At 64.5% G+C, this 25,451-nt stretch carries 28 protein-coding genes and 1 pseudogene; 6 read left to right on the forward strand and 23 right to left on the reverse strand.

The features are described 5' to 3' along the window. Position 1 precedes the first annotated feature (1 nt). Positions 2 to 844: a cyanophycinase gene (locus KG088_RS07490; RefSeq protein WP_213824867.1), complete on the reverse strand. Its 843-nt coding sequence runs from the start codon at positions 842 to 844 to the stop codon at positions 2 to 4. 141 nt (positions 845 to 985) lie between these two features. On the opposite strand from KG088_RS07490, the gene KG088_RS07495 reads away from it, so the two are divergent. The 3 genes from KG088_RS07495 to KG088_RS07505 all read left to right on the forward strand — a co-directional run bounded on the left by KG088_RS07495 (position 986) and on the right by KG088_RS07505 (position 4,322). Then, entirely contained in the window at positions 986 to 1,744 is a 759-nt protein-coding gene (locus tag KG088_RS07495) for a sulfite exporter TauE/SafE family protein (RefSeq protein ID WP_213824868.1), read from the forward strand. A 209-nt stretch (positions 1,745 to 1,953) separates the two neighbouring features. After that, positions 1,954 to 3,333, forward strand: coding sequence for an SPOR domain-containing protein (locus KG088_RS07500; RefSeq protein WP_213824869.1), 1,380 nt, complete (start codon positions 1,954 to 1,956; stop codon positions 3,331 to 3,333). A 113-nt stretch (positions 3,334 to 3,446) separates the two neighbouring features. Beyond that, positions 3,447 to 4,322, forward strand: a complete 876-nt coding sequence (locus tag KG088_RS07505) for a DMT family transporter (RefSeq protein ID WP_213824870.1) — start codon at positions 3,447 to 3,449, stop codon at positions 4,320 to 4,322. Here the strand turns inward: KG088_RS07505 and thiE are convergent. From thiE to KG088_RS07570, 13 genes and pseudogenes are all read right to left on the reverse strand, one after another. Continuing rightward, on the reverse strand, positions 4,312 to 4,926 hold the full coding sequence (gene thiE, locus KG088_RS07510; protein WP_213824871.1) for a thiamine phosphate synthase: 615 nt from the start codon (positions 4,924 to 4,926) through the stop codon (positions 4,312 to 4,314). The two genes, KG088_RS07505 and thiE, sit on opposite strands and share 11 nt — an antisense overlap. Before the next feature lie 44 nt (positions 4,927 to 4,970). Then, a complete protein-coding gene (locus tag KG088_RS07515; RefSeq protein ID WP_213824872.1) occupies positions 4,971 to 5,270 on the reverse strand; it encodes a DsrE family protein in 300 nt (99 codons plus the stop codon). 25 nt (positions 5,271 to 5,295) lie between these two features. Continuing rightward, positions 5,296 to 6,063, reverse strand: coding sequence for an ABC transporter ATP-binding protein (locus KG088_RS07520; RefSeq protein ID WP_319941402.1), 768 nt, complete (start codon positions 6,061 to 6,063; stop codon positions 5,296 to 5,298). Then, positions 6,060 to 6,824: an ABC transporter permease gene (locus KG088_RS07525; RefSeq protein ID WP_213824873.1), complete on the reverse strand. Its 765-nt coding sequence runs from the start codon at positions 6,822 to 6,824 to the stop codon at positions 6,060 to 6,062. Before KG088_RS07525 ends, KG088_RS07520 begins: the two co-directional genes overlap by 4 nt. Beyond that, positions 6,821 to 7,855: an ABC transporter substrate-binding protein gene (locus tag KG088_RS07530; protein WP_213824874.1), complete on the reverse strand. Its 1,035-nt coding sequence runs from the start codon at positions 7,853 to 7,855 to the stop codon at positions 6,821 to 6,823. Before KG088_RS07530 ends, KG088_RS07525 begins: the two co-directional genes overlap by 4 nt. A 132-nt stretch (positions 7,856 to 7,987) precedes the next feature. After that, on the reverse strand, positions 7,988 to 8,449 hold the full coding sequence (locus tag KG088_RS07535) for a C40 family peptidase (RefSeq protein ID WP_213824875.1): 462 nt from the start codon (positions 8,447 to 8,449) through the stop codon (positions 7,988 to 7,990). A gap of 172 nt (positions 8,450 to 8,621) precedes the next feature. Further along, entirely contained in the window at positions 8,622 to 8,966 is a 345-nt protein-coding gene (locus tag KG088_RS07540; protein WP_213824876.1) for a hypothetical protein, read from the reverse strand. Positions 8,967 to 9,040: 74 nt separating this feature from the next. Continuing rightward, positions 9,041 to 9,778, reverse strand: a complete 738-nt coding sequence (locus tag KG088_RS07545; RefSeq protein WP_213824877.1) for a DODA-type extradiol aromatic ring-opening family dioxygenase — start codon at positions 9,776 to 9,778, stop codon at positions 9,041 to 9,043. Positions 9,779 to 9,844: 66 nt separating this feature from the next. Continuing rightward, complete coding sequence (locus KG088_RS07550; RefSeq protein WP_406565595.1) at positions 9,845 to 10,267, reverse strand: DoxX family protein; 423 nt, start codon at positions 10,265 to 10,267, stop codon at positions 9,845 to 9,847. 86 nt (positions 10,268 to 10,353) lie between these two features. Further along, entirely contained in the window at positions 10,354 to 11,271 is a 918-nt protein-coding gene (locus KG088_RS07555) for a LysR family transcriptional regulator (protein ID WP_213824879.1), read from the reverse strand. A 26-nt stretch (positions 11,272 to 11,297) separates the two neighbouring features. Next, positions 11,298 to 11,471, reverse strand: a pseudogene (locus KG088_RS07560) (lipocalin family protein); the annotation flags it as partial. A gap of 117 nt (positions 11,472 to 11,588) precedes the next feature. Beyond that, entirely contained in the window at positions 11,589 to 14,120 is a 2,532-nt protein-coding gene (locus KG088_RS07565; RefSeq protein WP_250148124.1) for an ABC transporter permease, read from the reverse strand. Next, the gene (locus KG088_RS07570) at positions 14,111 to 14,287 is read right to left on the reverse strand and encodes a hypothetical protein (RefSeq protein ID WP_213824880.1); all 177 of its coding nucleotides are present in this window, start codon (positions 14,285 to 14,287) and stop codon (positions 14,111 to 14,113) included. The genes KG088_RS07565 and KG088_RS07570 overlap by 10 nt, the downstream gene beginning before the upstream one ends. 160 nt (positions 14,288 to 14,447) lie before the next feature. Between KG088_RS07570 and KG088_RS07575 the strand changes: the two genes are divergently transcribed. Next, positions 14,448 to 14,684: a hypothetical protein gene (locus KG088_RS07575; RefSeq protein ID WP_213824881.1), complete on the forward strand. Its 237-nt coding sequence runs from the start codon at positions 14,448 to 14,450 to the stop codon at positions 14,682 to 14,684. A gap of 69 nt (positions 14,685 to 14,753) precedes the next feature. Here KG088_RS07575 and KG088_RS07580 read toward each other — a convergent pair whose 3' ends face one another. Beyond that, complete coding sequence (locus KG088_RS07580; RefSeq protein WP_213824882.1) at positions 14,754 to 15,464, reverse strand: TVP38/TMEM64 family protein; 711 nt, start codon at positions 15,462 to 15,464, stop codon at positions 14,754 to 14,756. Further along, the gene (locus tag KG088_RS07585; RefSeq protein ID WP_213824883.1) at positions 15,461 to 16,129 is read right to left on the reverse strand and encodes an ABC transporter ATP-binding protein; all 669 of its coding nucleotides are present in this window, start codon (positions 16,127 to 16,129) and stop codon (positions 15,461 to 15,463) included. Before KG088_RS07585 ends, KG088_RS07580 begins: the two co-directional genes overlap by 4 nt. Before the next feature lie 68 nt (positions 16,130 to 16,197). Here KG088_RS07585 and KG088_RS07590 point away from each other — a divergent pair, with 68 nt between their 5' ends. Beyond that, a complete protein-coding gene (locus KG088_RS07590) occupies positions 16,198 to 16,674 on the forward strand; it encodes a TspO/MBR family protein (protein WP_213824884.1) in 477 nt (158 codons plus the stop codon). A gap of 34 nt (positions 16,675 to 16,708) precedes the next feature. Here the strand turns inward: KG088_RS07590 and KG088_RS07595 are convergent, their stop codons facing one another. From KG088_RS07595 to KG088_RS07620, 6 genes are all read right to left on the reverse strand, one after another. Then, positions 16,709 to 17,278: a COG4315 family predicted lipoprotein gene (locus KG088_RS07595; RefSeq protein WP_213824885.1), complete on the reverse strand. Its 570-nt coding sequence runs from the start codon at positions 17,276 to 17,278 to the stop codon at positions 16,709 to 16,711. A 139-nt stretch (positions 17,279 to 17,417) separates the two neighbouring features. Then, positions 17,418 to 18,434, reverse strand: coding sequence for a metal ABC transporter solute-binding protein, Zn/Mn family (locus KG088_RS07600; RefSeq protein WP_213824886.1), 1,017 nt, complete (start codon positions 18,432 to 18,434; stop codon positions 17,418 to 17,420). Between the two features lie 37 nt (positions 18,435 to 18,471). Further along, a complete protein-coding gene (locus KG088_RS07605) occupies positions 18,472 to 19,362 on the reverse strand; it encodes a metal ABC transporter permease (protein ID WP_213824887.1) in 891 nt (296 codons plus the stop codon). Next, positions 19,346 to 20,080: a metal ABC transporter ATP-binding protein gene (locus KG088_RS07610; protein ID WP_213824888.1), complete on the reverse strand. Its 735-nt coding sequence runs from the start codon at positions 20,078 to 20,080 to the stop codon at positions 19,346 to 19,348. The genes KG088_RS07605 and KG088_RS07610 overlap by 17 nt, the downstream gene beginning before the upstream one ends. Beyond that, positions 20,080 to 20,229, reverse strand: a complete 150-nt coding sequence (locus tag KG088_RS07615; protein WP_213824889.1) for a hypothetical protein — start codon at positions 20,227 to 20,229, stop codon at positions 20,080 to 20,082. The genes KG088_RS07610 and KG088_RS07615 overlap by 1 nt, the downstream gene beginning before the upstream one ends. Before the next feature lie 102 nt (positions 20,230 to 20,331). Next, positions 20,332 to 22,221: a PHA/PHB synthase family protein gene (locus KG088_RS07620; protein ID WP_213824890.1), complete on the reverse strand. Its 1,890-nt coding sequence runs from the start codon at positions 22,219 to 22,221 to the stop codon at positions 20,332 to 20,334. Positions 22,222 to 22,558: 337 nt separating this feature from the next. Between KG088_RS07620 and KG088_RS07625 the strand changes: the two genes are divergently transcribed. Continuing rightward, positions 22,559 to 24,028, forward strand: a complete 1,470-nt coding sequence (locus KG088_RS07625) for an APC family permease (protein WP_213824891.1) — start codon at positions 22,559 to 22,561, stop codon at positions 24,026 to 24,028. Here KG088_RS07625 and KG088_RS07630 read toward each other — a convergent pair. Then, positions 23,997 to 25,175, reverse strand: a complete 1,179-nt coding sequence (locus KG088_RS07630) for a UbiH/UbiF/VisC/COQ6 family ubiquinone biosynthesis hydroxylase (RefSeq protein WP_213824892.1) — start codon at positions 25,173 to 25,175, stop codon at positions 23,997 to 23,999. The two genes, KG088_RS07625 and KG088_RS07630, sit on opposite strands and share 32 nt — an antisense overlap. Positions 25,176 to 25,451 lie beyond the last annotated feature (276 nt).

Below are 25,451 nucleotides of genomic sequence, written 5' to 3' on the forward strand. Positions count from 1 at the left end.
ATCAACTCTCCAATAGGGCTCTGAGCTCGCTTGGGACGAGATAGCGTCGTGCTTCGACATCGAAGCCGTGACCGCTGACCATGGCGTGCAGGATCATGTTTTCAACGGCCACCGCTTCGCCCATCCGTAGGTCAGCGATATTGGAACTCGCCAGGTCCTGGCTATCGATAAGAATGACGTGCCCGGGACCGACGGCTTCAAGAATCTGGTTCTGATGGATGATCACGGCGGCGTCTTCACCGAGGCCGACGCCAAGGTACTCCGGATTGGTCGCTCCGACTTCCATCAGGCGCGTGAACCGACCGCGCTCAAGGAAATGACTATCGATGATCAGGCCATCGACGAGGCCGAGCCCGAAGGTCATGTTTACCGCCCCCTTGCGAAGCGCGTCAGTTGCCGCCCCATTATAGATCATGGTGCCCGGCATGGCCGCTGCGCCGGCACTGGTGCCCGCGACCACGGCCCCCGACATCCAGCGTTCGCGGATAGCGGTCAGCACCGTTGAGCCGCCGAACACATTGGTCAAACGCAGCTGGTCACCGCCGGTGAAAAAGATCACCCCGCTCTGATTGATCAGCGCGACGTTCTCGGGGTCGGACGCCTGCTTACGATCCTCTATGTCGAGTTTGTGGATGCGGCTCGCCCCCAGGCGTTCGAAAGCCGCTTCGTAGGCAGGGAGTACTTGGTCGGGAATGCTGCTGGCTGTTGCGATCACCGAGACTTCGCCATTGCCCTCAGGCGCCAGCTCGAAAACCCGCTTGAGAATTTCAAGCTCGGATGTCTTGTCTTCGGCACCCCCTATGGCCACGATATGTCCATGTCGGGCGGAGAGTTCAGAGGCCATAATCCTTTCGTCGCCCAGCGACGCTTTTAGAGGAAATGCCGAAGCAATGTCCGTGCGAGTAATGTTGGCTTATCTAATGCCTGCTTCGACCTTTATAACAGCCATGCGAGTCTGTAGCACGCCCTTGCTGACTGGCACGAGATGCTAGACGCGCTCTCGCCACTGGGGGGTGGTATCAACCTGGTGTTGATACTGCTGTCGGTTGCAACGTCGGCATTGACAGCTGCCGTCGGGGTAGGTGGCGGCGTATTGATGATCATGGCGCTGGCACAGGTGATGCCCGCTGCAGCGTTGATTCCGGTGCACGGCATGGTGCAGTTGGGCTCCAATGCCGGGCGAGCCGCGATGACCTGGCGCCATGTGGACCGCGCTGTGCTCGCCGCCTTTGTCCCAGGTGCGATGTTGGGGGCGCTGGTCGCAGCCTGGCTGCTGGTGCGGCTGCCGGCCGGGATACTGGAGTTATGCATCGCCGCCTTCGTCCTCTACACCTGTTGGGGCTCGGGCTTGCCGAAACGCGCCCTGGGCCGCGTTGGGGTTTTCGTCGCTGGAGCCATCACTACCTTGCTGTCAAGCCTGGTCGGGGCGAGTGGGCCGCTGGTGGCCGCTTTCATCAAACAAGGTCAGGCGGGTCGTCTGGCAAGTGTCGCCACCTTCTCGGCATGCATGTTGCTTCAGCATCTCACCAAGGCGTTTGTGTTCGGGGTGGCCGGCTTCGTTTTTCGTGACTGGTTGGTGCTTATTTTGATCATGGTGGCGGCGGGGTTTGTCGGCACCTGGCTCGGGCTGCGGCTGCTTCACCGAGTGACCGACCATCGCTTCGATTTCCTCTTCAAGTGGGTACTGACCCTGCTTGCCGTGCGCTTGACCTGGCTGGGGGTTCAGAGGTTGCTGGCAGCCTGAGAGCCAGTGTTAGCGTGACCTTATACTATTGATTTAGGCAAATTGGGGGTAAAACCACGAAAATCGCATGGAAAGCATCGCTTCTGCCTGTACAGTCGGTAAAGTAGGTTCATGATAGTCGAACGTATGTGCCGAATGTACGCTACAACAGGGAATACGAGGGAACACCGATGGTGACCGCAACTAAAATGACAAAACGGCGCCATGGCATGACAGGGCTTATGCTGCTGATCAGCCTGGCCTTGTTCACGACCGCTCAAGCACAGGCAGGAAATCCCCGTTATGCCGGTATCGTCATCGACGCCGACAGTCAGGAGATCCTCTACGCCGATAATGCCGACAAGCTTCGCTATCCGGCCTCGCTGACCAAGATGATGACGTTGTATCTGCTTTTCGAGGCCCTCGAGGAGCGCAGCCTGAGTCTGAATCAGCCGCTGTCGGTCTCGCCTGCCGCTGCCGCCATGCCGGCCACCAAGCTGTGGCTCAAACCCGGCGACAGCATCCCGGTGGAAACGGCACTTCAAGCGCTGGTGGTGCGTTCGGCCAATGACGTCGCAGTGGTGGTAGCCGAGGCGCTGGGTGGTACTCACGTCAACTTCGCGCGAATGATGACTGACAAGGCTCGCCAGCTCGGCATGTACGAAACGGTTTTTCGTAACGCCTCGGGGTTGCCCGACGCCGGCCAGGTTACCACGGCCCGCGATATGGTCATTCTCGCTCGCCACCTGATGCAAGACTTTCCTCAGTACTACCCTTATTTTTCACGCCAGCAGTTCACCTGGCGGGGCAAGACACACACCGGCCACAATCGCTTGCTGAAGACCTTCCCGGGGGCCGATGGTCTCAAGACGGGTTTCATTCGTGCGTCGGGTTTCAATGTCGCCACCTCGGCGGTGCGTGACGGCCGGCGCTTGCTCACCGTGGTGATGGGCGGCTTTACCGCAGCCTCTCGCGACGAACATACGGCTGACCTGCTCAACCGTAGTTTCGTGCGTGCCGCGCTTGCCGATGGCAATAGCTGGTTAGCCAGTGCCGATATATCCGGTGGCAGGTTGACGTCAGACGCCCAAGGCGCACCATATATTCCAGCCGCTAATGAGGGGCAGCTAGCCAGCAACAGCGCCGCAGAGAGCGATCGTCTGCGTGAGGTGTCCAGCGCCTTCCCGCCCGCGCCAGTAGTCGCATCGGTCTCGACCCTTGATGAGTCCTCGCCCGGCGCCATCAAGGGTGATGCGCCGGCCTCAGTCTTCGCGTCACCGCCGCAGGAACAAGGATCGGCCGGTGACCCCATCCACCAACTGATGACGGATGTTGGAAATACCGAAGGTGTCGACATCCGGTCTGGCGGTACCTGGGGGGTGCAGGTCGGTGCCTTCAGCGATGCCAACCATGCTCGCACCCTGGCCTCCCGTGCTGCCGATCGGTTGGCCAGCCAGCTGGCCAATGCGCGGATCGCTGTGGCCAACGCAGGCGACAGTGGGGTGTACCGTGCACGCGTGGTAGATCTCAACGAAAGCCAGGCGCACGACGCCTGTCGTAGCCTGGTGCGCGAGGGCATGGACTGCATGGTGGTACAGGCAAGTCTCTAGTGTTTGCCGATTGCGCCTTTAACGACGACTAGCGTAGCCTCATCGATCCACCCCGCCGGCCAACAGGTCGGCGGGGTGGTGTTTTTGGATTCGGCGATGGGAGGATGCGTGGCATGACATCATCGTTCAAGGGCATCGGGTTCATGTGTATTGGCGTGCTCTGCCTGGCCATCGGCGATGCCATCGCCAAGTGGCTCGGCGAGGTGCACTCGCCGCTGCAGATCATCTTCTTCCGTACCCTGGTGTCGCTGCCCATGATCGCGGTGCTGGCCTATTTCGGCGGCGGCCTGCGCAAGCTGCGTACCCGCCGTCCCGGGGTCCATCTGCTGCGTGGGCTGATCTATACCGGCACCATGTTCTGCTTCGTGCTGGGCCTGACGCTGCTGCCGCTGGCCGAGGCCACTGCCATCGCCTTCGTGGCACCGCTGTTCGTTACCCTGCTCTCTGTGCCTCTGTTGGGCGAGCGCATCGAGGGACCGGTATTGGCGGCGTCGCTGGTGGGCTTCGTCGGGGTGCTGATCGTCGTGCGTCCCGGCGGTGATGCCTTCGACCCTGGCGCCCTGGCACTGATCGGGGCAGCGGTCTTCTATGCGCTGATGATGATCACTGCACGGCGCTGGGGTGGCACTGAGCACCTTTGGGCCATGGTCTTCTACATGACCCTGGTGCCCTTCGTCCTTACTGCCCTGGCGCTGCCCTGGGTGTGGCAGACGCCCCATCCCTGGCACTGGCTGGCCTTTGCAGGATCGGGCCTCTTCGGAGTGGGCGCCACAGCCTTTATCACTATGGCGTTCCGACATGCCCCGGCGGCTATCGCCGCCCCCTTCGACTACACCGCCATGTTGTGGGCGGTAGTGATGGGCTGGTGGTTCTGGGGCGAGATGCCGGACGCCTGGGTGTTCGTCGGCAGCGCCCTGATCATCGGCAGCGGCCTGGCGATTGCCTACCACGAGCGACGCACCACCCTGAAGCGTCGGCCTACTGCCTGACAAACCCCCTTGCGGCCGCCTCAGGGTCGGGCTGCCCGCAGATCGCCGAGATTACGGCAGCACCCTGGGCGCCGGCGGCACGCACAGCATCGGCATGCTCGGCCTTGAGACCACCAATGGCCACGGCCGGCAGGGGGCTTGCGGCGGCCAGAGAAGCGAGGCCTTCAAACCCAATCGGCTGGGCGTGATCACCCTTGCTGGGGGTGGCAAACACCGGCCCCAACCCAAGGTAATCCAGTCGGCTGTGATCAACGTGCGCCAGCTGCTCATGGGTCTGTACCGATAATCCGAGGATGGCGTTTGGACCCAGCGCCCGGCGCGCCTCGATCACATCGCCATCGTCCTGGCCAAGGTGCAGACCATCAGCGCCACTCTCTTCCGCCACGGCCAGGCGATCGTTGATCACCAATGGCACGCCGGTACCGGCCAGAGCCTCCTTAAGTCGACGCGCCTGGTCGATCAGCTCGCCATCCGATGCGTGCTTGTCTCGCAACTGGACGATTGTTACGCCGCCATGGACGGCGGCGACCACTGTCTCCACCAGGCCATGTTCGGCGCACAGATGTGGGTCGGTGATCAGGTACAGGGAAAGATTCAGACGCATCGTGACCTCCAGTATCAGATTGTGGGGTGCATGGCGCTAAGGGGTCAGGCGCGGATATAGGCCCAGCCTTCGGCCTGCCGCTCGGCCAGGGTGACCACGGCCGCCTCGACCTCGACGAGCTCGCGGGAATTATCGAGGCCCTGGGCCGCGAGCGAATTGCGACATAGCCGCAGCAGTGGGTCGGTCGCGTCAGGCGTGGCCAGAGCGGCGGCCACGGCGCCGGCATTGGCGATGATCAGCACCTCGGCGTCGGGCCGGGCGTTATGCAGATTGGCGGCGTTACGCCGGGCACGGCCCAAGGCCTCTGCCGTGGGCGCGTGAAGCAGCACGCGAAGGGGTGTCATGGCGATCTCCGAGAGTGATGCGTGGTCAATAATTGCCGATGATCGCTTCGACGCGCTGCACCAGCGGCGCGAAGTCGGGATGGTCGCGACGCTCGTCGAGTGGCAGGTCGACGCCCAGGGTCTCGACGACCCGTGCCGGCTGCCCCGTTTCCTGGTTGCCCAGTACCATCACTCGGTCGGCGAGCAATACCGCTTCCTCGATGTCATGGGTGACGAAGACGATGGCGGCCTCGGTGCGTCGGCGCAGGGCGATGAGTTCCTGTTGCAGGCGGCGACGGGTGATGGCGTCCAGCGCCGAGAAGGGCTCGTCCATGAACAGTACCCGGGGACGCACGGCAAGCGACCGCGCGATGCCGACGCGTTGCTGCTGGCCGCCCGAGAGCGTATGGGGCCAACGTTCAGCGAGCTCATCGAGCCCCACCAGCGCCAGCGGTTCCAAGGCGCGGCGTCGTCGCTCGGCCTTGCTGAGCGACAGGCCTTCCAGGCCCAGTTCCACATTGCCTCGAACCTTGCGCCAGGGAAAGAGCCTCGGGGCCTGGAAAACCATCGACCAGGCGCGGGTGTCTGATGTGTTAGCCGTGGGAATCTCCACTTGACCCGATTGTGGGGAAAGCAGGCCGGCCAAGGCCCGCAGCAGGGTCGACTTGCCGACCCCTGAGGCGCCTACGATGGCCACGAACTCCTGCGGATGCAGCGTCAGGTCGACGCCGGCCAGGATGGTGGTGTCGGTGAATCCCAGGCTCACGTTCCGGACGCTGAGTACCGGAGCGCTGTTCATGCCGCAAGCGGTCACGGCTGCCACCTCAACAGTCGGCGCTGAATCAGCATGAACAGGAAGTCGAAGGTCGCGTAAAGAGCGGCGATGGTCAGCATGTACACCACGACGATGTCAGTGGCCAGCAGGCTCGACGCCTCCATCATGCGCTGGCCGATGCCGGGGATGCCGAACAGCTCGGCGGCCACTACCGTCATCCAGCCCTGGCCAAGGCCGGAGCGCAGGCCACCGAGGATGCCCGGGGCCGCCGCCGGCAAGCTGACCTTGGTCAGCCTGGCCAGGAAACGCTGCTGCCCAAAGGCACGTGCCACTTCCTCGTAGCCGGGGTCCACCGAGTATACGGCGCTGTAGCTGGCGAAGTAATTGATCCAGAATACCCCTATGCTGATGATGAAGGCGGCCGCCGAGGGGTTGATACCGAACCAGATGATAGCGAAGGGGATCCACGCCAGAGGCGGAATCGGGCGCAGCAACCTGGCAAGCCAGGCATGCGCGGCGTTGAATCTTGGCAGCAACGCGGCCGACATGCCCACGATGATGCCCAGGCTCGAGCCCAGCAGCACGCCCACGCTATAGTGGCTGAGGCTTGAGCGCACCACATCGAACCAGATGCCATCAAGCACTTCCAGCCACAGCACGCCGGGGATCGTCGACGGCAGAGGCACCAGGCTGCCGGGCAGCAGGCCGCTGCGCAGCGAAAGTTCCCAGAACAGCAGGAATCCGATGAGACCCAGTGCACTGAAAAGGGTGCGCTGGGCGCGTGACAGGCCTGCGATCATGGGTCCTCGCGTTCCGCGACCACAGTGTCATACAGGGACGTATCGAACAGAGCGTCGAGGTCCACGGGCTTCTGCAGCGATCCCTGGTCGACCTGGAAGTCGTGCATCCGCCGAGTGCCCTCGCGGATGGCATGGGGATCGCTGCCGTAGTTGGACGCGGGGGAGGCGAGGGCCGCCTCCACGGTTTCGAGCGGAATCAGGCGTTTGCCGACGAATTCGCGCACATGCGGTGCGGCGCGATCGGGGTCCTCGACGAGCATCTCGGTGGCACGCAGGTGCAGTGCCATTAACGCCTGCATTGCCTCGGGATGTTCCGCCAGAGCGGCTTCGCGAGCGGCCAGCACGGCGCCAGGCTGGCCCGGCAGCATCGCATCGGCGCGAGCCACCACGCGGGCCCGATCGTCACGCTGCTGCACGGTGGTGAGAATCGGCTCAAGAATCGAGGCAGCATCGACGGCGCCGGCCAGCAGCGCCTGCTGAACGCGGTCGGCCCCCATGGCAACGATTTCCACAGCATCGATGCCGATGCCGAGTTCCTCGACCAGCCAATGGCGCAGCACGGTGTCCGGCACCGAACCCTGCGGGAAAGTGGCAATCTTGGGCTTGCGTCCCTCTGCGTCGGTGAAGCTGGCGATGGCCTTCGCACCATCATCGTCAGCGCGCTCGAAATGACCCGCCAGTTCGCCGCGCGCTACCAGACCGATCTGCTCGCTGATGCTGGCCGCCAGGACCTTGATTGGCACACCATTGGCACGTGCCACCATGGCGGGACCGATACCGAAGTACATGACGTCGAGCTCGCCGGAGGCCAGCGCCTGGACCATGGCCGGGCCGCTGGAAAAGCGGGTCAGCTCCAGATCCAGGCCCACCTCCTCGGTCCAGCCCTCGCCTTCCATCACAAACAGCTGGGCGACCGGCAGAATCGGCATGTAGCCGACTTCCAAGGTGGTGGTGGACTCGTCGGCCTGGCTCAGGCCGGAAAACGTCAGCAGACCGGCGAGCAGGGTCGCCAGAGGTGTGCGTAAGGACATGGCAGGGGGACTCCGTCAGAAAGCGTTGACGCCTAGTCTAGCGTCTTGCTTTATATAACTGAATGGCAACTTTACGATGATTTTTTATAATGATATTGACGAAGCGGGACTCTCGAGGCGAAACGGATCGCATCAGGGCGCCGGCCCTGCCGCGCCGAGGAAGCGCGTCTGCCAATAGTCCAGATCGATAGAGGTCGTCGTGACGTGTCGTCCACGGCCGGGCGCGTGGATCATTTGGCCATCACCCAGATAGATGCCCACATGGCTGGCCTTGCCGCCGCTTGAGGTGTCGAAGAACAACAGGTCGCCGGGTCTCGCCGCAGCAACTCTCGGTAGGCTCGCGAACTGCTGACGTGAGGTGCGTGGTACCGGAATCCCGGCCCGCGAATAACTCAACTGGACCAGCCCGGAGCAATCCAGCCCGTGTTCGCTTGTGCCGCCAAAACGGTAGGGCGTGCCGAGGGTGCGTTTCGCCTCGGCAAGGATCAGGGCGCGGTCGATGGAAAGCTCGCCCGGGTCGTCACGGGTAGCGAGTTCCCGTCCAGCACAGCCGGCGAGTAGCAGAACGACCAGACATAGCGGTAGTAGACGCATAAACGACCAAGGGCTGTTTGCCGGTGGAGATCGTCGGGCGGTGTGCGAAGTCGCGAAGATGTCGGGCATGGCCAGTCGGCTCAATCACTAGGGGCGATTTGGCTAACCTAGTCGGTTCGGCGCGTCAGCGATAGTTCGTGTCGGTGAAAGGCCGTGTCAGCGACATATCGTGTCAACGAAAGGCGATACGCGTGCCGTAGGCCAACATCTCGTCCGGTGACATGGCATGGCCCGTCACGCCGATCATTTCATCGCCGCACTGGTCAGCCCAGGTCAACACCCCATGCGTCAGCCCGATGCCACCCAAGCGGTCGCGAATCTCACCGGTCCCCAGGAAGGTGCAATTTCTGCCCTGCTCATCCGACAGGGTGGACACGCCATTGGCGTGATGCAGACGCACTGTGTAGATGCCATCCATCGACTCTACCTCCACGATGGGTGACAGGCCATTGTCTAGCGCCGTGGCGAGCTGCTTTAGGGTGATGTGGTCACCGAGTTGGTAGGCTGGTGAAGTCATGACGCCGTCTCGTGATGATTCATGTATAACTAGTGTAGAAGGCGCTGGCGCCGTGACAAGAACTTTTTGTTGCCTCACTCGAAGGCGTAGAGGTCCATGGCCAACACGCCGTGCTCTACGCTGTGGTGCAACCGCGTGGCTCTCCCTCCGGCGCCCATCGCCACCAATAGCGGCTGGAGGTGCTCAGGGGTGGGGTGGTTGCGGCGGGCCTGAGGCGCGCACTGCCAGTCGAGCAGGGCCGCCCGGTCATCGGCTTCCAGATGAGTATAGATCCAATCGGCAAATTCGCCGACCCAGGAAGGCATCGGCGCCTCCCGGGCCTGCAACGCTGCCAGGTTATGGGTCAGGCTGCCCGACCCGATCACCAGGATGTCTTCCTCGCGCAGTACGGCGAGCGTCTCGCCCAGGGCCACCAGCTCAGCATTCGACCATCCCACCGGCAGCGACAGCGAGACCACCGGGATATTGGCCTCGGGGTACATCAGCAACAGCGGTACCCAGGCGCCATGGTCCAGTCCACGCTCGACGGGCACGGCGTTGAGTTCCCGGGCCAGACGCATGGCGAGTGCAGGTTCGCCCGGGGCGGGGTACTGGCAATCGAAGAGCGCCTGGGGGAAGGCGCCGAAGTCGTGGATGGTTTCGGGCCGCGCGCTGCGGCTGATCAGCAGCTGGCGGCTTTCCCAGTGGGCGGAAACCACCACGATGGCTTTGGGCTGCCACTTGTCGCCCAGCTGGCGCAAAAAGTCGTGGGCCGGGCCGGGGGTCAGGGCCAGCATGGGCGAGCCATGGGAAATGAACAGGCTGGGAAGCATCTCGGTATTCCTCTGGTAACAGGCGTCGGCCTGTATGGGGCCGACGCGGTCGAAGCGGGTGAGGGATCAGGCGAAGCGGCGGTTGGCGGTCAGGCTGCCACTGCCCAGGCCGGCCTGCACCAGCAGGGCGAGGGCCCAGAACACCGGAAACTCCCAGCCGCCGCCTTCGTTGGAAAACACCCAGCCGTTGCCGAGGTGGACCCAGGCGGCGCCGAGCAGCACCGGTATCAGGGCCAGGCTCACCCAGCGGGTGAAGAGGCCGAGGATCAGCGCCAGGCCGCCGCCGACCTCGGCGAGGATGGTCAGGTAGGCGAGAAAGCCGGGCAGGCCGAGCGACTCGAAGTAACCCACAGTGCCGGGCACGGTGAAGAGGAAGACCTTCATCAGGCCGTGAGCCAGGGTCATGACGCCGAGCGCGATGCGCAGCAGGGCGATGGCGTGGGGCTGCAGGGTTTCGGTGCGGTTAAGCGCAGTGGCTTGCGTGGTCATGGTCGTCATCTCCGTCGGGGTTGGTGTTGGGTGATGACATCACTCTACTCGCGACCCATCAGGAGATAATCTGGCCTAAGCGAAAATCATTGTTGCGATATTGGCGACAATCCCAACTCCCGCTCCCAGACCGGTGGGTCGCCCCAGGCTGCGGCCAGGAAGTCGAGGAAACGCTCGATCTTGGCCGGCAGGTGACGGCGCGCCGGAAAGACGCCATGGATGCCCAGCGTTACCGGCGCCTCATCGGTCAGGATCGGCACCAGCCGTCCGCTGCGGATGCTCTCGGTGACCAGGAAGCTCGGCTGGTGGACGATGCCGAGCCCGGCCTCGGCGGCCAGGGTCAGGACATCGCCATTGTTGCTGTCCAGCGGCCCCTGCACCGCCAGGCGCCGCCCCCCGAGCTGCCACTCGGTGCCCGCGCCGGTGCGATAGCGCAGGCAGCGGTGCTTGGCCAGCGCCTCCAGGCTCTCGGGCTCGCCGTGCGCGGCCAGGTAGCCCGGCGAGGCGCACAGCAGTAGGCGGCAGCGCGCCAGCCGGCGTGCCACCAGGCTCGAGTCCGGCAGCACGCCGATACGGATCGCCAAGTCATAGCCCTCCTCGAGCAGGTCCACGCGACGGTCGTTGAGGTCCAAGCGCACGTCCAGGTCGGGATGCTCGACCATGAAGCGAACGACCTGGGGCGCCAGGTGTCGGGTGCCGAAACTCATGGGGCCGTTGAGCCGCAGGCGACCCTTCACCTCGGTACTGCCCGCGCCGACCTCGGCCTCGGCGTCCTCCAGCGCTTGCAGGATGCCCTGGGCGCGTGCCAGGTAGCGTTCCCCCGCCTCGGTCAGGTGCAGGCGCCGGGTGGTGCGCTGGATCAGGCGTACCTCAAGGTGGGCTTCCAGCTGCATGACCAGCCGCGACACCCGGGTCCGCGACAGCTCCAGGGCCTCCGCGGCCCGGGTGTAGCTGCCCAGCTCGGCGACCCGGACGAAGGCGGTGATGGCGTCCAGCAGTGGCATGGCGTTTCTCCCGACCGTCATCCGGCTCAGTAGCCGGTCATTTCAAGGTAGCCGACGCCGCGCGCGTTTCCGTTGGCGTGGTCGGTAACCTTCACCTCGCCCTCCCAGTAAGGCACCGAGGTGGGCATCCAGCGCTCGACATGGGGCGCCGCGATTTGCAGATCGATCGGCGAAACCCACCGGTTCGGCTTCCTCTTCTGCGCCGTGCGGCTTGCACCCTGCCATGCCTAGCAACACGAGCAGCAACACGAGTCGCAGCAGGGTCGGTAGAAAGACCCGCGCCAGCGTGAGTGGCCGAAAACGCCTCGACATCGGTGTCATGCCGCGTCCTCCTCGGCGAGTAGCGCCCGGGGCGGCGACCGCCACAGCGATAGCGCGGGCAGGGCCGCGGCCAGCAGCGCGACGACCACGGCGGTCGCCACCGTCAGCAGGATCTCACCGGGGAACAGATGCAGCGGCAAGCGCCAGCCGAAGGCGGCGACGTTGATCACCGCGACCAGCCCGGCCGTGACGGCGATACCCAACGGCATGGCCAGCAGGGCGGTAAGCAAGGACACGCCGCTCAGCTGGGCGAGCTGCACCGTGATCAACCGTATTCGAGGTACCCCCAGTGCCCAGAGCGGCGCCAGCCGGCGGCGTCGCTCGCGCGCCTGGGCCAGCAGGCTGGCGAGCAGCGCGAGGGCCGCGACGACCAGCGTCAGCGCACTCAGCGCACGAGTGATGGTGAAGGTGCGCTCGAAGATGCCGGTGGCGATGCGCTTGATCTCGCGCTGATCCTGCAAGGCGTCCCGGCCCAGGCCGAAGCGGGTGGTCAGTGCCTCGGCAAGCGCCGCTTCGTCGGCTCCTGGCGCCAGCACCAGGCCCAGCGAGCCGGGGGGTGCCTGGAAGCGTTGCGCCAGCTGCGAGGTGGCCAGCAGCACTTCGCCGCGGGGGTTGCCATAGTCGGGGTAGATGGCCACGACGTCGAACGACGTCTTGCCGGTCGGGGTGGTGAGCACGATCCGGTCGCCAGGGAACAGGCCTTGGGCGATGGCCAACTGTTCATTGACGAAGGCCTCGCCATCGCGGAAGGCCTGCCAGGCCGCCTCCCGCCCCGCCAGCGTCGACAGCAGCGGCCAGTTCGGCGTCAGGGCCTCCCCCGGCGTGATGCCGTAGACGCTCACGGGCAGATCGAGCGCGGCGGGCGTGCTGGAACCTTCTACCTCGCGATGGTCGATGTGGGTGAGCACCGCCTCGGCGTGGCGGGTGGCCAGGCGCGCGGCGACGTCCGTTTGGTCCGCTAACCAGGTGTCGATCTCGTCGAACTGCGCGGCGGGCGGACGCAGGTAGAGATCGGCAACCAAGCGCTGATCCAGCCAGTCGAGGAAAGTAAGGCGAAAGCCGCCGACCATGCTACTCACGCCCAGGTTGGCAGAGAGCGCGATCAGCAGCGCCATCATGGCAAGCGATAGCCTCGGCAACTGCAACTGCAGATCCGCTAGCCCCCACTGCACCAGCGGCCGGCCCCGGACGAGGCGGGCGAGCCCGGCCAGCAGCGCGGCCAAGATGGAGGGTAGCCAGAGCGCACTGGCCAGCAGCAGCGCGGCGAGTATCACGAAGCCGGCTACCAGCCCCTCGCCGGTGGGCTGGCGGGACAGCCAGACCCATAGCGCCAGCCCGCCGAAAGCCACCGGTACGCCTGCCAGCGCCATGCGTCGCAGCTGGCGGTGGTAGCCCGCCCGCCAGGCCTGCGCCTGGCCCAGGCCGAGCACGCTGAGCCTGGCGGCTCGCCACAGCACGCCGACCCCGGCCAGTAACAGCCCTCCCAGCGTTACGGCGATACCGCCCAGCCAGTAGTGCCAGGGCAAGCTGAGCTCAGCGCCCACGCCAGCACCGTAGAGGCTGCCCAGAGTGGCGGCCACGTCCGGCAGTAGCGCGCGCGCCAGCCAGACGCCGCTGACGATGCCGGCCAGGGCACCCAGGAGGCCCAGCAGTAACAGTTCGAGGGCCAGCAGTGCGACCAGACGCCGCCCCGGTACGCCGAGCGCCCGCAGGGTGCGCAGCATGCCCAGCCGCTGCTCCAGGGCCAGGCCCAGCGCGGCCTGCACGATGAACAGCCCTACTACCAGCGCCAGCAGCGCCATGGCGGTGAGATTGAGATGGAAGCTTTCGGTGAGCTGGCCCGGTGAGATTCGCGACTCGGCCCGCGTCAGCACCATGCCTTCAGGCGCCTCGGCCAGCGTATCGGGTGCGGCGACCAGCCGCGAGAGCGTCTCACCGCTTTCCATCAGCTGAGCAGCCGCGGCGACGTCCATCACCAGGGTGTTCGGGGGCAGCGCCGGGGTGATGACCATCGGCGGCAGCCGCTGATTCTCGGCCAAGCGCGGCGCGGTGCCCTCGGCCTGCTCAGCATTGGAGTCGACCCCCAGGGTGGTCAAGGTGTCTGGCGACAGCCGCGTCTGCCATGGCGGCGTCAGAAAGCCAACGAGATCTCCGTCATTGCCGGACGTGGCAAAGGTGCTGTCGCCGGGCAGGGTAAGCGCGTCAATACCGATGACCGTCAGCCGGGTGCCATCGCTCGCCTCAAGCTCGCCTTCCAGCAGCGGCGAGACCGGCAAACCCGCGCGGCGCAGGCGCACGAAGTCTTCCCGGGTCAGCGCCTCGCCGTCCCGGCGCTCCAGACGGTCAAGTCCGGTGGTGAACAGCGCCTCGGCCCGGGCGTAGCTGTCGCGGGCCGAGGTGTTGATCGCCTGTACCCCGCTCCACAGGGCGCTGGCCACCCACAGGCCGAGCAGTAGCATGGCCAGCTGGCCGGGGTGGCGCCGATAGTGAGAGAGCAGCGTCGCCAGGGCGGTAAGCATCAGGCGCATGCATGCTGCCCCGACACCCGGTCATGCGACAGCCTCAGATGGCCGGCTAGGGGCGCCTGCAGGCGCAGGTTGTCGAGTACCGAGAGGCTCGGGTCGACCCTCGCCAGCACCTTGAGCGGCCCCTGTGGGGTCGAATAGGCCTTGTGGACCTGGCGAAACTCGAGCATGGCGGCCTTCCTGGCGTTTGATAGCCCAGTGATGGTCGCACAGCCGATGGCTCAGGCGAACAGGTGCTCAGGTTCTTGTTGCGCAGATGCGGCGTTTTGGGCGGGATCAGGGCGGGTGCGCTATGTTGGAAGTTCACTTGCTGTACGCTTCAGGAGGTACATGATGGGTATCTGTGCGACTTGCGGTAATGAATACGGCAACACGTTCACGATCACCAAGGACGGCCGGAGCTTCGATTTCGATTCCTTCGAGTGCGCCATTCACAAGCTAGCGCCCTCGTGTGCGCATTGCGATTGCCGGGTGGTCGGACATGGTGTCCAGCAGGGTGATACGGTCTATTGCTGCGCCCACTGTGCCCAGCAGGCCGGGGACTCCGGGCTGGTCGACCACAACTGAGCGGACGTCTCCTGTACAGGGCGCTGGACACGCACAGGCCGAGCACGTCTCATGGCGTGCGGCAAGCCACTAGCTGCGGGGTGTCTCTTGGTGCGTGTCCAGATGCAGCCAGCGGGCCAGTCGCGAATGGCGCCGTCGGCTCAGGTACCAGGGCAGGAGGGTCATGATGGTGAGGATCACCACAGCGGCAAGGATCGAGAGCAGCGGATGCAACTCGAAGGTCTGCCCCAGGCTGGCGAACACCAGGCTCATGGGCAGCATGCCGATCAACGTTCCCGCGGTGTAGCGTCCCACGCTAATGGCGGTGACCCCGGCGGCGTAACTGACCAGGGCGAACGAGAAGATAGGGACCAAACGCGTGACCATTACCGTCAGGAACAACAGACGCTGCGAGCCCTGGTGACCGAACAGCGGATTGGTCGGCAGCTTGGCACGCAGTGCCTCGCGGCCCAGCAAGCGGGAGAGATAGAAAGCGATCAGCGCACCCACCATCGCGCCGGCTATCGACAGCAGCACCCCCTGAGCCAGACCGAAGGCCAGCCCAGCGGCAGCCGTCACTGGCAGGGTGGGAATCGGGCCAACCACCACGGCCAGTACCATCAACAGCAGGAGCAGCATGGGTCCGAGGCTACCCTGGCTGTTGAGCCAGGCGGCGATGCCCGTCGGCGACAGGCTCATGGGCAGGCCGAGCCCCTGCAACAGCCACCAGATACCGGACATGATCGCCATCACCGTGGCGATGAGTACGACCCGGAAGCCCCAGACTGACTGTCCTGTCACGTGGGTGGCATCCTCTCGAGATGGCCATGGGACAGATGAAGAGAGCGAGCGAGCGGCGCAGCCACCCGAGGACTATGGGTGACCACCAGCAGCGCACTGCCGGTGTCGCGAACCAGTTCCAGTAGCAGGGCGAGCACCGCATCGGCAGTCGTCTCGTCCAGATTGCCGGTGGGCTCGTCGGCAAGCAGCAGGGCGGGGCGCGTCGCCAGAGCGCGACCGATAGCCAGGCGCTGTTGCTGACCGCCGGAGAGCTGCTCCGGATAACGCTTCTCGAGTGCGTCGAGGCCAAGCCGCTGCAACAACCGCGCCGACCAGGCGGTATCGTGGCGCCCGGCGAGCCTTGCCTGAAGGCACAGGTTGTCGACCACGTTCAGGCTCGGCACCAGATGAAATTGCTGAAAGACCAGGCCCAGGGTCTCGCGGCGCAGCCTGGCGCGGCCGGTATCATCCAGCGAGGAGATCGCCTGGCCGGCGACGCGCACCTCGCCACGGTCGGGCAGGTCGAGACCGGCGGCCAGATGTAGCAGCGTCGACTTGCCGCAGCCCGACTCGCCCATCAGTGCCAGGCTCTCGCCCGCTTCCAGGGTCAGTTCGATACCGTCGAGCACGCCAAGCGGGCCCTGGGGCGTGGCATAGGCCTTGTGCACCTGACGTAACTCAAGCATGAGTGGTTTCCATCGCAACGAGAGTCAGATGGTCCCACAAAACCAGCGCCAACCGAAGGAGGCTGCGCATGACCGCGACCCGTTCCCTGATGATCCTGCTCGGCTGGCTGGCCCTGGTGGCGCTGACCGCACTCAGTGGTATCGCCACCCCGCCCGGCGACTGGTACGCAGGCCTGGACAAGCCGCCGCTCACTCCGCCCGACCTGGCCTTCCCCATCGCCTGGAGCACTCTCTACCTGCTCATGGCGGTGGCCGCCTGGCGCGCCACCCTGGCTGTCCCGCCTGGTGCACGCTGGCGGACCCTCTGGCCCTTCGTCGCCCAGCTTGCCGCCAACGCGCTCTGGTCGATCCTGTTCTTCGCCCTGCACTGGATGGCCCTGGCGCTGCTCGACCTGCTGCTGCTGTGGGGGCTGATCGTACTCACCATCCGGCGCTTCGCCGGGGTCTCGCGTCTCGCCGCCTGGCTGCTCGTGCCCTACTTGGCCTGGGTGAGCTTCGCCGCCTATCTCAACGCCGCCATCTGGTGGCTCAATGGCGGCGGCTAGGGGCGGCTAGGGGCGGCTAGGGGGCACGGCTTTCTTACTCGGCTTCTGTCCGTTCACCTTTCTCGATCATCTCCCCGTCGGGCGACAGCAGGTACCACTCGGCGTCCATGTGCAGCACATCCTGACCAAGGGCGTCGCCCGCGGCCTTGTCACCGCTGAAGTAATAAAGTGGCCAGCCGTCGTAGGTCACTTGCTGGCTGCCGTCCTCACGTTCGAAGGTGCCCAGCTTGTCGCCATCGACGTGCTCACCGGCTTCTGGCGGTTGCTCGGTGATATAGGGCGGCCAGGCAATGGCACAGCTCTGGTAGCAGGTGCTGTAGTCGGAACCTGGTTCGTCCTTTTCGAACAGATACAGGCTCATACCGTCGACGTCGGTGAGGTAGCGCCCATAGGGAGACTGCTCGCGGATTTCAAGCCGGGCCTGGGCGACCGGTTCGGGCGTGCTGTCGAGATCCTTCGACGCCTCCTCGGCCTGCTGGCCTGGCACCGCTTGATCCTCGCCGCTGCCGTCCGCGTTGTCCGCGGCAGCCAGCGGCAGGGCGCCGGCCGAAAGAATGACCAAGGTGCCTGCCGCCAGGCCGATGGCATGCCTAGATGTCTTCATATTCGCCGCTCCATGGTGAAAATGAACGCTTTCACTTTAGGTAGGCCTTTCACTTTAGGTAGGAGCGGCGAGAAATGCCAAGACCGGGCCATTCGGCGCCTCTTGCGGGGGTTGCCCTGGCAGTCGGTGATGGAGATGCTCAGTGGTCATGGTCATCATCGCCATGTGCGTGGTCGTCGTTGGGAGAATGACCAGGAGCCGCCAGGGCCTCGTGAAGTACCTCGGCATTGTGACGCATCATGCCCAGCCAGGTGCTGGCGTCGCCTTCGCTGGCCAGCGCGTCGGCATAGAGCGTGCCGGCGATGGGCAGGCCGGTCTCTTCGGCGAGCTGCTCGATCATGGCGGGGCTGGTCATATTCTCATGGAACAGCGCCCCGACATTTTCCTCGCGGATCACGTCGATTAACCGAGCCATGTCCGCAGCTGAGGCATCGCCCTCGGTGGAAAGCCCTACCGGCGATAAAAAGCGCAGCCCGTAGGCATTGGCGAAATAGCCGAAGGAATCGTGACCGGTGATCACGCTCGTGTCGGGGGGGATCTCGGTCAGCCGCTCGCGAATCTCGGCATGGGTGGCCTCGATCGCCTGGAGATAACGCTCGGCATTTTCTGTGTAGGCGTCGCTGTTGTCGGGGTCGGCTTCCATCAGCCCGTCGCGAATATTGACCACATAGACCTTGCCCATGGCCAAATCTTGCCAGGCGTGGGGATCATCGTCGCCATGATCGTCATGCGACGCGTGCTCGTCGTGTCCATGCTCGTCGTCATGGGAATGGTCATCGTCGTGAGCATGATCGTCATGCGCCTGGCCGCGCGACAGACGCTCGACCCCCTCGGTGGCAATGACCAGGAGGCCGTCATGGTCGCTGGCGTCGATCAGCCGCTCCATCCAGCCCTCGAATTGCAGGCCGTTGAAGACCACCAGGTCGGCCTCGGCCACGGCCTGGGCATCACGCGGACTGGGCGAATACACGTGAGTGTCGCCGTCGGCACCGACCAGCGAGGTGACGGCGACGTGATCGCCACCGACGTTCTCGACCATGTCGGCCAGGATGCTGAAGCTGGTGACGACCTGCACGCGCTCGGCGGCGATGGCGGCGGGCAGGGCCAGCAGGCTGGCCACACCGAGGAGGGCCGCGGAATAGGTAACAAGACGCATCGATCAATGCTCCGTTCGTGGGGTATCGTCGTGGCTTTCAGGGGGAATCGGTGGCGGCCAACGGGGCGGCGCGTCGGCGCAGCCGGGCCGTCAGGCTGTGATGTCGGCCGAAGAGGGCGGAGAGCACATAGGCCAGGCCGGCCAGCAGAATGATCGCCGGACCGGAAGGCAGACTGAAATGGTAGGAGAGCAGCAACCCGCCGGTGCTGGCGATCATCGCCAGCACCACGGCGATGCCGATCAGTCCTTCCAGGCGTTGGCTCCAGAAACGCGCGGTGGTCGCCGGCAGCATCATCAGGCCGACCGCCATCAGGGTGCCCAGGGTCTGGAACCCAGCAGTCAGGTTGAGCACCACCAGCCCCAGGAAGACGCCATGTACCAGGCTGCCGTGGACGCCCTGGCCGCGCAGGAACAGCGGGTCCAGGCACTCGACGACTAGGGCGCGGAAGATTACCGCCAGCGCGACCACGATCAGGCTGGCGATGCCGGCGATCAGTATCAGGGCGGTGCCGTTCACCGCGAGTATCGAGCCGAACAGCACATGGGTGAGATCGACACTGCTGCCGCCCAGCGACACCAGCATGACCCCGGCGGCCAGCGAGATCAGAAAGAAACTGGCCATGGCCGAGTCTTCGCGGTGGCCGGTCATCTGCGACACGCTGCCCGCCAGCACCGCGATCAGCAGGCCCGAGAGCACGCCGCCGAGGCTCATCATCGGCAGCGAGAAGCCGGCCATCAGAAAGCCCAGGGCGACCCCGGGCAGGATGGCATGCGCCATGGCATCGCCGATCAGGCTCATGCCGCGCAGCATCAGGAACACGCCCAGCGGCGGGGCGGCCAGCGACAGTGCCAGGCCCGCCACGACGGCGCGGCGCATGAAACCATACTCGAAGGGAGCGAGCAGCCAGGCGTCAAGCAGTGCCAGCATGAAAGGTATCCGGGAAAGTCAGGGGAAGGCGTGGCGCCTTGGGCGGTTGGCCCGCATAACGCTCGAGCAGCGCCTCGGGGCTGGCCCAGCGGCCATGGCCGCCGGACAGGATCAGCACGTCGTCGGCCAGGCGCGAGAGCTGCTCCATGTCGTGCAGCACCACGATCAGGGTGGCGCCGTTGTCAGCCATCTCGCGCAGCACGTTCATCAGCACGTCGACCGTCTCGGCATCAACGTTGGCAAATGGCTCGTCCAGCAGCAGCAGTTTGGCTTCCTGCATCAGGGTGCGGCCGAGCAGGGCGCGCTGCCGTTGGCCGCCGGAGAGCTCGCCGAGTGGGCGGTGCGCGAGGTGCGAGATGCCCAGTCGCGCCATGATGTCGCGGCCACGCCGATAGTGGGCGGCGCAGTAGCCGGTGAAGGCGCCATGGCTGGGCCAGCTGCCGGTCATGATCAGCTCTTCCACGCTCATCGGGAAGGTCAGATCCAGCGCCAGCTGCTGGGGCAGCCAGGCGCGGCGCTCCTTGGGTACCTCGCAGTGCACCTTGCCCGCCACAGGGCGCAACATCCCCATCATCGCCTGGATCAGGGTGCTCTTGCCGGCACCGTTGGCACCGATCAACGCCGTGATGGCACCGTCCATAAAGCGCCCATTGAGGTGCTCAAGCACCGTCTGTCCGCCACGGGCGAGTTGCAGATCCTCGAGTTGTAGCCGCGTCATCAGAGCCACCACTCCGCCGCCCAGGCGACGGCCAGCCACAAAGCGGCCAGCGGTGCGGCCACCAGCGTCAGACGACGCGCTGTCGACAGCGACATCAGGGAAAAATGGCAGGGCCCTTCGGGGTCATGCCGGTGCGTGCGATGTGCCATGGAGGCTCCTGGGGAAATCTCGCGAAAGTTATAACATAACAATAGCGTGCCGAGCCAATGAAAATCATCGACTCGGCAGCAGGAGAGCTTCTTAGTTTGCGATCAACGCTCGAGAACGTAACCGCCGGGCGCCTCCTGAAGAGGAGGATAGCCCTTGTCCGCATTGCCCATGGTCGGCGGGTCGACGATACCGCTGGAGTGTTCGCTTAGCCAAGCCTCCCATTCCGGCCACCAGGAGCCCTCGCGCTCGGGAACCTCGGCTCGCCAGGTTTCGGCATTGGTGGGGTGGGCCTCCCTCGGCTTGTCAGCGATCTGATAGACCCGCTTGCGATGACCTGGCTCGCTCACCACGCCGGCATTGTGACCGCCACTGGTGAGGACGAAGGTGATATTGCCATGGAGATACAGCTGGTTGCGGTAGACCGAGCGCCAAGGGGAAATATGATCCTTGCGTGTGGCGACGATGAAGGCGGGTAACTTGATGTCGCTGAGCCGCACCGGATGGTCGTCCACTCGGTAGCGTCCCAGGGCCAGTTCGTTGCCGAGATAGAGGTGGCGCAAGTACTGCGAGTGCATGCGATAGGGCATGCGGGTGCCATCGGTGCTCCAGGCCATCAGGTCGAAGGTGGGCAGGCGTTCGCCCATGAGGTATTCAGACACCATGCGCGACCAGATGAGATCCTCCGACTGAAGTAACTGGAAGACGCCCTTCATCTGCCAGTCTTCCAGATACCCTTGCTGGCGCATGGCGTCCTCCAGGAAGTGCACTTGGCTGTCATCGATGAAGAGTTCCAGTTCGCCGGGCTTGGCAAAGTCGGTGATGCTCGCCAGCAGGGTCAGGGACGCCAGGCGGTTGTCGCGGGCACGTGCCATGGCCGCGGCGGCGATGGATAGCAGGGTACCGCCAAGACAGTAGCCGATGGCATGGATCCGCTGTGAGGGAACGATTGCCTCGACTGCCTCCAGGGCCTCCATGATGCCGAGCTTCCGGTACTCTTCCAGTCCGAGGTCGCGCTCCTCCTTTCCTGGGTTCTTCCAGGAAATGATGAATACCGTGTGGCCCTGCTCGACGAGCCAGCGCACCAGAGAATTGTGCGAGGAAAGATCGAGAATGTAGTACTTCATGATCCAGGCCGGCACAATCAGCAGGGGCTCTGCCTGGACCTTGTCCGTAGTTGGGCTGTACTGGATCAGCTCCATGAGCTGGTTACGGTAGACGACCTTGCCGGGGGTTATCGCCACCGTCTTGCCGGGAAGGTATTGCTCTGCCCCGGCAGGAGGGCGATGCGAGGCGATACGCGCGGCATCCTCCAAGGCGTGGATGGCGCCGTCAACCAGGTTTTGGCCACCCTGCTTCACGGTTTGCTCTAATACCCGCGGGTTGGTCAGCGGACTGTTGGCCGGGGAGACAATATCGAGCATTTGGCGAGTGACGAAATCGGCCACTTGCTCGTGGTGCTTGTTGACCCCGGGGACGCCGGTCATGGCGTCGGCCCACCACTGCTGGTTGAGCAGAAAGCTCTGATGCAGCAGATTGAACGGCCACTGCCGCCACTCCGGATGATCGAAACGCTGATCCTGCTCGAGCGGCTCGATACAGAGCCCGCCCTCGTGTTCCAGCATGGCGTTCGGCAGGTAGGCGGCCAAGCGAGCCAGTTGGTGCTGCCCCTCGTAAAAAAGTTCTGCCTGCTTGCCCGGTGAGAGCATCAGGTGCAACCACCAGTCGCCGTAGGCCTGCAGGATCGAGGCGGGCGAAATGCCGGCTGTCAGCTGGGCGAGGGCCGCATGGGCTCGCTGGTCCCAGATAGCGAACGGGCTCGATTCAGGGGAGTCTGGGACTGTCTCGTCGATGATCGCGCCCGGTTCGGGCTCCTCGTCCCGGATAGTCGACACGACAGGGGCGAGGGGCCGCTTGCCGACAGAATGTCCGGCATCGCTTGAAACGTCCCGGAGAGTCTGGGGTGAAAGGGGGGTCGATTCGCTCTGCGCCATGGGGTCCTCCCGGATTTGCTCAGCGTTATTCCTAGGACTCCTGCCGTGTTATCTGATGGTGCCACGTCTGGCCTGCCGGATGATCAGGCAGGGTAGCGTCACGACAAGAGACCGCTCAGGTGCAAGTTACTGATCAGGTTAGCTGACTTACGGGGCTCTTTCCGCCTCGATATCTTTCAAGGCAGGAGTGTTGAAATAACGGATACTTCTAGAGTTGTTGCATTGCAATGCTCACAAGTATTTTCGGTGATGAATCGATACAGTCTCGGGTATTTCCTTTCAATGGCGATTGGTACCGCCAACACCTTCAGTCACCTAACAAGCAAAGGATAATGTCATGACTGACAACGCATCATCTTCGGATAGTCAGCTGTTACGCGTGCTGGCGCGCAAGGATATTCTTGCACTCGCTTTTGGGGCCATGATCGGTTGGGGTTGGATCGTGATGACCGGCAGCTGGATCCAGTCGGCCGGTAGCCTCGGCGCGATCACCGCCTTCGTGTTCGGTGGCCTCGCCATCGTGTTGGTCGGCCTCACCTATGCCGAGCTGGCGTCGGCGATGCCCCAGGTAGGCGGCGAACACGTCTACAGCTATCGTGCCCTGGGGCATTTCTCCTCCTTCCTGTGCACCTGGGCGATCGCACTGGGGTACGTGAGTGTGGTGGCCTTCGAGGCGGTGGCCTTGCCTACGGTGGTTGAGCACCTGTTTCCGGGTTACTCGGTCGGGCACATGTGGACCATCGCCGGCTGGGAAGTAAACGCCACCTGGGTGGCCGTGGGAGTCATCGGGTCGCTGATCATGATGTGGGTCAATTACCGCGGTATTCGCACCGTCGCGCTGGTGCAGAAGATCGTGACCCTATTGATCATGGTGGTGGGTGTCATGTTCATCACTGGCGCGCTCTTCGAGGGCGAGCGGGCCACCATGGAGCCGTTGTTCAACACCTCGGAAGGCGTCATGGGCGGCATTATGATGGTCATCATCATGGTGCCCTTCATGTTCGTTGGCTTCGACGTGATTCCCCAGGCCGCCGAGGAGATCAATCTGCCCTTCAAGGAGATCGGCAAGATCTTGATGGTGTCGGTCGTCCTGGCGGTGTTCTGGTATGCGCTGATCATTCTGGGCACCTCGCTGATGCTCAACCCCGAGGCGCTGGGCGAAAGCTCCCTGGCCGTACCCGACGCCATGCAGGCGGTGTTCCAGGCGCCCTGGGCGGGCAACTTGATGGTGCTGGCGGGTATCGCGGGCATCGTGACCAGTTGGAACGCCTTCTATGTCGGGGGCTCACGGGCCATCTACGCCTTGGCCCATTCGGGCATGCTGCCGGCGTTTCTCGGCAAGCTGCACCCGACCCACAAGACCCCCACCAATGCGGTCTTCCTGATGGGTATCTGTTCCTGCATCGCGCCCTTCCTCGGCCGGCCTGCGTTGGTCTGGCTGGTGGTCGCCGGTGGGCTGGGCATCGTGATCGCCTACTTGTTCGTGGCGCTGTCGTTTCTGGTGCTGCGCCATCGCGAGCCGGACATGCCGCGCCCCTTCAAGGTCTACAACGGCAAGCTGGTGGGCGTGGTCGCAGTGATCCTCTCGATCGGTATGCTGGGCCTCTACATGCCGGGAAGCCCGTCGGCGCTGGCACCAGTGGAATGGGCCCTCTTCGCCGGCTGGATGCTGCTCGGCCTGGCCATGTACGCCTGGTCCCGAGCGAAGTATGGCGTCGCCTACAGCGACCGCATGATGAACCGGGAGCTGGCGCAAGCCAGGGCCAATGCCCCGTCTACCGAAGCCCCAGCGCGCGGCGCATCATGAACTGTTTGGCCGGGCCGAGCCGCTCAGCCACCGCCAGGCCGGCGGCACCGGCGTTGCGCAGCGTGGCATTGCCGGTGAAGACGCTATGGAAGGCCTCGGTAGCGGCGATCATCGCCAGGGTCTGCGGGCGGCGCTGCCAGGCGTAGCGGCGCAGCGGCCCGGGTGCCCCGAGGTCCTGATGCGCGTGGTTGGCGTTGGTGAGCAGATCGGCAAGGGCAGTCACGTCCTGCAGGCCGAGGTTCAGGCCTTGGCCGGCCAGGGGATGGATCACATGGGCCGCATCGCCGACCAGGGCCAGCCTGGACGCCGTATAGTGGCGGGCGTGCTGGCGCCGGATGGGAAAGCTGGCGCGGCCCGTCACCCGTTTCAGCCCCCCTAGGCGGGCGGGAAACTCGCGCTCGATCACCTCACGCAGCGCCGCGTCGCTCAAGGCTTCCCGCTCGCGGGTCGCCTCGGGCTCGCCATACCACACCAGCGAGGCATGCGGGCCGGGAAGCGGCAGCATGGCCTGAGGCCCTTGGGGGGTGAAGCGCTGCCAGCTGACGTCCTGCTGGGGAAGCTGTGTGACCACGTTGACGATCAAGGCCCGCTGGCCATAGTCCCGCGTATCGACTTCGATACCGGCCAATTCGCGGATCGTCGAGCGGGCGCCATCCGCCCCCACGACCAGCGAGCCGCTGAGCATCTGGCCGTTGTCCAGCTCCACGAGTACCCGTTCGGTGCCGGTGAGCAATGCTAGCGGTCGCGCACCGAAGATGGGCTCCACGCCGGGCAGCGCTGCCAGCGACTGCCATAGCGCCTTACGAATCACCCGGTTCTCGACGAAGCTACCGAAATCATCGAGCTGTAGCGCCTCGGCATCGAAGTGGGTCTCGCCGTGGCCGCTGATGTCCCAGGCATGGATATGCCGGAAGGTGCAGCGGCGCTCCGCGGGGATATGCGACCACGCGCCCACCGACTCGAGCAGTCGCTGGGCCGCCAGGTTCAACGACGACACCCGCAGGTCGAAGCTATCGTCCTCGATGGCGCTCGGCTCGCTGCCGCTCTCCACCAACGCCACGCTGAACCCGCCCTGGCCCAGGGCGGCGGCCAGCGCCGAGCCCACCATACCGCCGCCGACAATGATTGCATCGAAGTGTTGGTTCATGGCCTTTTGCATCCTTGCGGGTCGTTGACAGGGGAGACATGCACCAGTGGGCACCCTGGCATGATGGCACTCTTATGGCCATCAGGTGTGCCTTGCTTTGTGAGACTGATGCAGATAGTACGGGTTAACCAAGACCACAGGCGAACAAGGCGATAGTCGAGGTCTTCACCAATCTTGCCGCTCAGCTCAGGAGGGTTGGCGCAGAGAAAGGGTGAACACTAAGCCGGAATTTCCCATGAAAGAGATAGGTCCAGCGATTGCAGATCGACAGGCCAT

The sequence above is a fragment of the Halomonas jincaotanensis genome (genome assembly GCF_018448785.1).
Taxonomy (GTDB): domain Bacteria; phylum Pseudomonadota; class Gammaproteobacteria; order Pseudomonadales; family Halomonadaceae; genus Halomonas; species Halomonas jincaotanensis.